Annotated in this window: 4 protein-coding genes and 1 pseudogene; all 5 read left to right on the forward strand. The window is 44.6% G+C overall.

The window, feature by feature from the left end; all coding sequences use genetic code 11:
• The first annotated feature begins 117 nt into the window (after window positions 1–117).
• The gene (locus IQR33_RS23230; RefSeq protein WP_085569389.1) at window positions 118–1137 is read left to right on the forward strand and encodes an OmpA family protein; all 1020 of its coding nucleotides are present in this window, start codon (window positions 118–120) and stop codon (window positions 1135–1137) included.
• Window positions 1137–2468, forward strand: coding sequence for a sigma-54 interaction domain-containing protein (locus IQR33_RS23235; protein ID WP_017820535.1), 1332 nt, complete (start codon window positions 1137–1139; stop codon window positions 2466–2468). The genes IQR33_RS23230 and IQR33_RS23235 overlap by 1 nt, the downstream gene beginning before the upstream one ends.
• Window positions 2469–2483: 15 nt before the next feature.
• Window positions 2484–2840 (forward strand): flagellar hook-basal body complex protein FliE, encoded by a 357-nt coding sequence (gene fliE, locus IQR33_RS23240; protein ID WP_005375045.1) that lies wholly within the window; start codon window positions 2484–2486, stop codon window positions 2838–2840.
• Between the two features lie 3 nt (window positions 2841–2843).
• Entirely contained in the window at window positions 2844–4595 is a 1752-nt protein-coding gene (gene fliF, locus IQR33_RS23245; RefSeq protein WP_005384024.1) for a flagellar basal-body MS-ring/collar protein FliF, read from the forward strand.
• Window positions 4564–4961 (forward strand): annotated as a pseudogene (gene fliG, locus IQR33_RS23250) (flagellar motor switch protein FliG); the annotation flags it as partial. The gene fliF and the pseudogene fliG, both read left to right, overlap by 32 nt.

Raw genomic sequence — 4961 nt, forward strand, 5'->3', positions numbered from 1 at the left:
TTTCAAATAAATAAATTATAAAATACTGTTTTTTATGCTTAAAGCTTCCGTTGGAGGCTAAGCGTGCTCTCTTGAGCGTTTTGTAACCAATTTTAATATTCAGAATAGGTAATTAAAATGATTAGCTATGCCAGTTCTCTCGGCTTGGTGGCATATTTAATTAAACGGTTTAAGTCATGGGAATGTAAGATATACATGAATCATGTCCGTTTGATAATTTGTAACACAATTATTGTTATCAGTTTTATTTTTTCAAAAGTGTCATATTCAGAAGAAGTCTTAACAATCCCTATGGACCTCTCTAAATGGACATATGAGGGAAATAAATTCAAGTGCAACTTGTTGCAATCAAATAATGACTATGGGAAGTTTTATTTCCTAGCGGAACCTAATAATAAATTCTATTTTATTTCCGATATAGAATATGAAAACAATAAATGGAAAACGATTGCTTTAACAACTCAAAATGCTCCTTGGAGTAATGAGCTTTATAGAAAAGAATTTGGCTCCCTTGAATTTACTAAGCCGTCTCAGCGTTTCATCTTTAATAAAGGCGCTGAAGAATTCATGGATTCAATTGCTTCGGGTAGTTGGGTGACGCTGTCACTTAAAGGAAGTAATGCTTCCTCTGTTTCAGAGATTGTGATTCCTACTCTTCAAATTCAAAACGCATTGAAATCATTTAATGCGTGTCGCGCGCGATTGCCTAAATTGTCTTTTTCAGAGGCAAGGGATATGGCGCTCTCATTTGAGTTTGGTCAGAAGACGTTAAGTCGTGGACAGAAAGCAACACTAGAAGCGCTGTATAGCTATGTATCTGTGGATGATCGAGTGACCAAAATCCTCATCGACGGTCACACCGATAACGTTGGTTCAAGTTTAACGAACCTTTCTGTGTCACGTACTCGAGCAGAGCAAGTCACCAATGCTTTGATTGAGCTTGGGGTCGACGAGTCGATGATCGAAACACGAGCTCATGGTTCACGTTACCCAATTGCCAGCAATAACTCGGTTAATGGCCAAGCAAAAAACCGACGTGTCACCCTGCGTTTAGTGAGGGACAACGAGTATACGGCTACGAAACACCACCCAGCTCTACAATCACAAAATCAACAAACGAAAGTTAAGGTTCAATGATGACGAAAACGAAAATTTTGTTGGTTGAGCCAAATGAAGCTCTTGCTCAACCAGTATTGGATGTGTTGCAAAATGCAGGTTACACCGCGAAACACACTCGTACTGGTCGAGGCGCTTTGCTTGAAGAGCGAGCAGAAATCACTTTAGTGAGCTCTACGCTGCCGGATATGTGTGTTCGTGAGTTTGTCGCGTGTCACCAAAAGCAGCGAAATTCGGGTGTTGTTATTGCGATTGTCGATCAAGAACAAGGCATCTTGGCTGCTGAGACGATGAAAGCGGGCGCTACTGATTATCTATTACGCCCATTTGAATCTAATCAGTTGGTTAATCTGCTTAAACGTGTTGAAGCGTTAGGTAAGCCAATGGCCAACATTGTTGCGGAGTCTTGGAGAAGCAAACAAGTTCTGCAATTGGCGCATCGTGCAGCATGTACTAACGCGAGTGTGCTTATTACAGGTGAATCGGGAACGGGTAAAGAAGTGCTGGCGCGATATGTGCATGAGCACTCTCCGCGTATCAATGGTCCATTTGTGGCGGTTAACTGCGCCGCCATTCCAGAGTCAATGTTAGAGGCTGTGCTATTCGGTCATGTAAAAGGCGCGTTCACCGGAGCGACAAATTCTCAAAGCGGTAAGTTTGAAGAAGCAAATGGCGGGACGATTCTGCTTGACGAGATTGGTGAAATGTCACCTGCGGTTCAAGCGAAATTGTTACGCGTCCTTCAAGAGCGTGAAGTAGAACGTGTTGGTAGCCATAAAGCCGTTCAGCTCGATATTCGTGTTATTGCGGCAACCAACAAAGACTTACGTGAGGAAGTTCAAAAAGGCACGTTCCGTGAAGATCTTTATTATCGATTAGATGTGCTGCCTCTGCACTGGCCGCCTTTGCGTGAAAGAAAAGAGGACATTCTACCAATTAGCCAATTCTTTATTGAAAAGTATCAAGATAGCAGCCGCTGTCACCTATCCCAAGATGCGATTAGTGCGCTGAGTCAGTATCACTGGCCGGGCAATATTCGTGAGTTGGAAAATGTCATTCAACGCGCTTTGGTCATGCGTCATGGTGATTACATTACAGCCCATGACCTGATGCTGCCTATTGAGCTTGTCGCGTCAGTTCCTACAGCAGAGCCAACTGCAAGTTTTGGTCATGTAGAAGCGAAGAAGCAAGCTGAATATCAGTTTATTTTGGAAAAGTTACGTCAGTTTGGTGGAAACCGAACGAAAACCGCAAACGCGCTTGGAGTCTCTACTCGAGCGCTACGCTACAAGCTCGCAGCAATGCGAGAACATGGTATTGATTTACAGTCGGCACTAGGCTCGGCTGCCTAATAGGAGAAAAAATAGATGGCAAGTCAACCTACTCATGCGGTCTCGGCAGAGCAACTTATGTTGTCAAAAATGCAGGCGATGCAGGCACAAGTGCAGCCGCCAGAGTTTATCGTGAGTGCAAATCCTTTAGATCAACAATCACTAAACGCACCTTTATCGTTCTCACAAGCGATGACAAATGTGTTGGATACAGTGAATCAACATCAATCAGTGGCTAGTCAAAAAATGACGGCCGTAGAAACAGGAAAAAGTGATGACCTAGTTGGTGCAATGGTCGCGAGCCAAAAAGCCAGCTTGTCCTTTAATGCTTTGATGCAAGTGCGCAACAAAGTCGTGACCTCATTTGAAGATATTATGAAGATGCCGGTGTAATTCATGTCAGAACTAACCCCCCAAGTCGCCGGAAACACAGCTATGGCTACCGGCACAGCACAGACATTTTCTACTGCCAACGGCATGGACGATGTGACAACGAAGCTGAAGCAAATCTGGTCTAGCAGTCAGAGAAACTTAGTGCTATCTGCGGTGTTAGCTGCGATTGTTGCAGCGATTATTGTGGTTGCACTATGGAGTTCCTCGCAGAGCTTTCGTCCGCTATATAGTCAACAAGAGCGTTTTGATATCGGCGAAATTGTGTCGGTATTAGAAAGCGAAGGCGTAAGCTACCGCATGCAAGAGCAAAATGGACAAGTTCTTGTACCAGAAGGTGAGGTTGCGAAGGTACGCATGTTGCTTGCATCAAAAGGTGTTAAAGCTAAGCTGCCGACAGGTTTGGATTCGCTCAAGGAAGATAGCTCTCTTGGTACGAGCCAATTTATGGAAACAGCGCGTTATCGTCATGGTTTAGAAGGTGAGTTAGTACGTACTATCATGTCTTTGAACTCAGTAGCGAACGCGCGTGTTCATTTAGCAATACCTCGTCAAACTCTATTCGTCCGCCAAAACAGTGAGAATCCTTCAGCATCTGTCATGCTTGAGCTCAAACCTGGTGAAGACTTAAAGCCTGAACAAGTTGAAGCGATCATTAACCTAGTGGTCGGCAGTGTCACGGCAATGAAGCCAGAATTTGTTTCTGTCATTGACCAGTATGGCCGTCTTCTTAGTGCGGATGTCGCTTCTGCGGAAGCCGGTAAAGTAAACGCGAAATATCTTGAATACCAGAAGAGTGTTGAAAAACAGATCATCCAACGCGCAGCAGATATGCTTACGCCGATTGTGGGGCCGAGTAACTTCCGAGTACAAGTCGCTGCCGATCTGGACTTTAGCCAAGTTGAAGAAACACAAGAAATTTTGGATAACGCACCGGTTGTGCGTAATGAGCACACCATTCATAACAACTCGGTTGATCAAATTGCGTTGGGTGTTCCTGGTTCTCTAAGTAACCAACCGCCAGTGACAGGATCTGGTGAAGTGGAAACGAACGATAGCCAAAACACGAATGCGCGATCTGAAGTGAATCGTCAATATGCTGTAGGGAGCAGTGTTCGTCGTACTCAATACCAACAAGGCCAAATAGAAAAGCTTAGTGTATCGGTTCTGTTGAACTCCAAAGCTTCGCCAGATGGTGTGGCGTGGAGTGAAGCCGATAAAGAGCAAATCTCAAACATGATCATGGATGCTGTTGGTATCTCTGCCACACGTGGTGACAGCTTAAGTTTAATGAGTTTCAACTTCACCCCAATTGAAATTGATGCTCCTCCTGCACTGCCGTGGTGGCAAGACCCTACAGTACAGCAGCCAATACGCTACGTTATTGGTGGCTTGTTAGGCTTGGCGATGATCTTCTTCGTACTGCGTCCATTAATCATGCACCTAACTGGCGTTGATAAACCTGTGCCTGAGCTAAATTTTGCTGAGCCTCAGGAAGAACCTGACTACGAAAACTTGCAAACGCGTGAAGAACGCGAGCATGAAGAAGTACTTGATCGCCGCCTATCTGAAAAAGGCATCTCAGCCTCTTCAGGTTTAGATGTAAACAGCGACATGCTACCGCCAGCAGGCTCGCCATTAGAAATTCAATTGAAACACCTACAGCTTATTGCTAATGAAGAGCCAGAGCGCGTAGCCGAAATACTGAAACAATGGGTAAACATCAATGAACACAGTTCTATCAAAGCAGACGCTTAGTTATGTTGAACAAACCGCGCTCGTGCTATTAGGCATGGGCGAGGATGCCGCAGCGAAGGTTTTGCAACACTTTAGCCGTGATGAAACCCAGCGTGTGACTCGTGCAATGGCGAAGTTAAATGGCATTAAGAGCGATTCTGCTCGTGGTGTTATTCAAACTTTCTTTGAAGATTTTCGTGAGCACAGCGGTATTCGAGGAGCCTCGAAGGAATACCTATCTAATACATTGCGTAAAGCATTGGGTAACGATTTGGCAAAAGGGTTATTGAATACCTTATATGGCGATGAAATTCGCAACAATATGCAGCGCTTACAGTGGGTGGAAGCAGAAACTCTCGCTCGTTTCATTGTGAACGAGCACCCACA

The sequence above is a fragment of the Vibrio sp. OPT46 genome, from assembly GCF_015163535.1.
GTDB lineage: Bacteria > Pseudomonadota > Gammaproteobacteria > Enterobacterales > Vibrionaceae > Vibrio > Vibrio alginolyticus.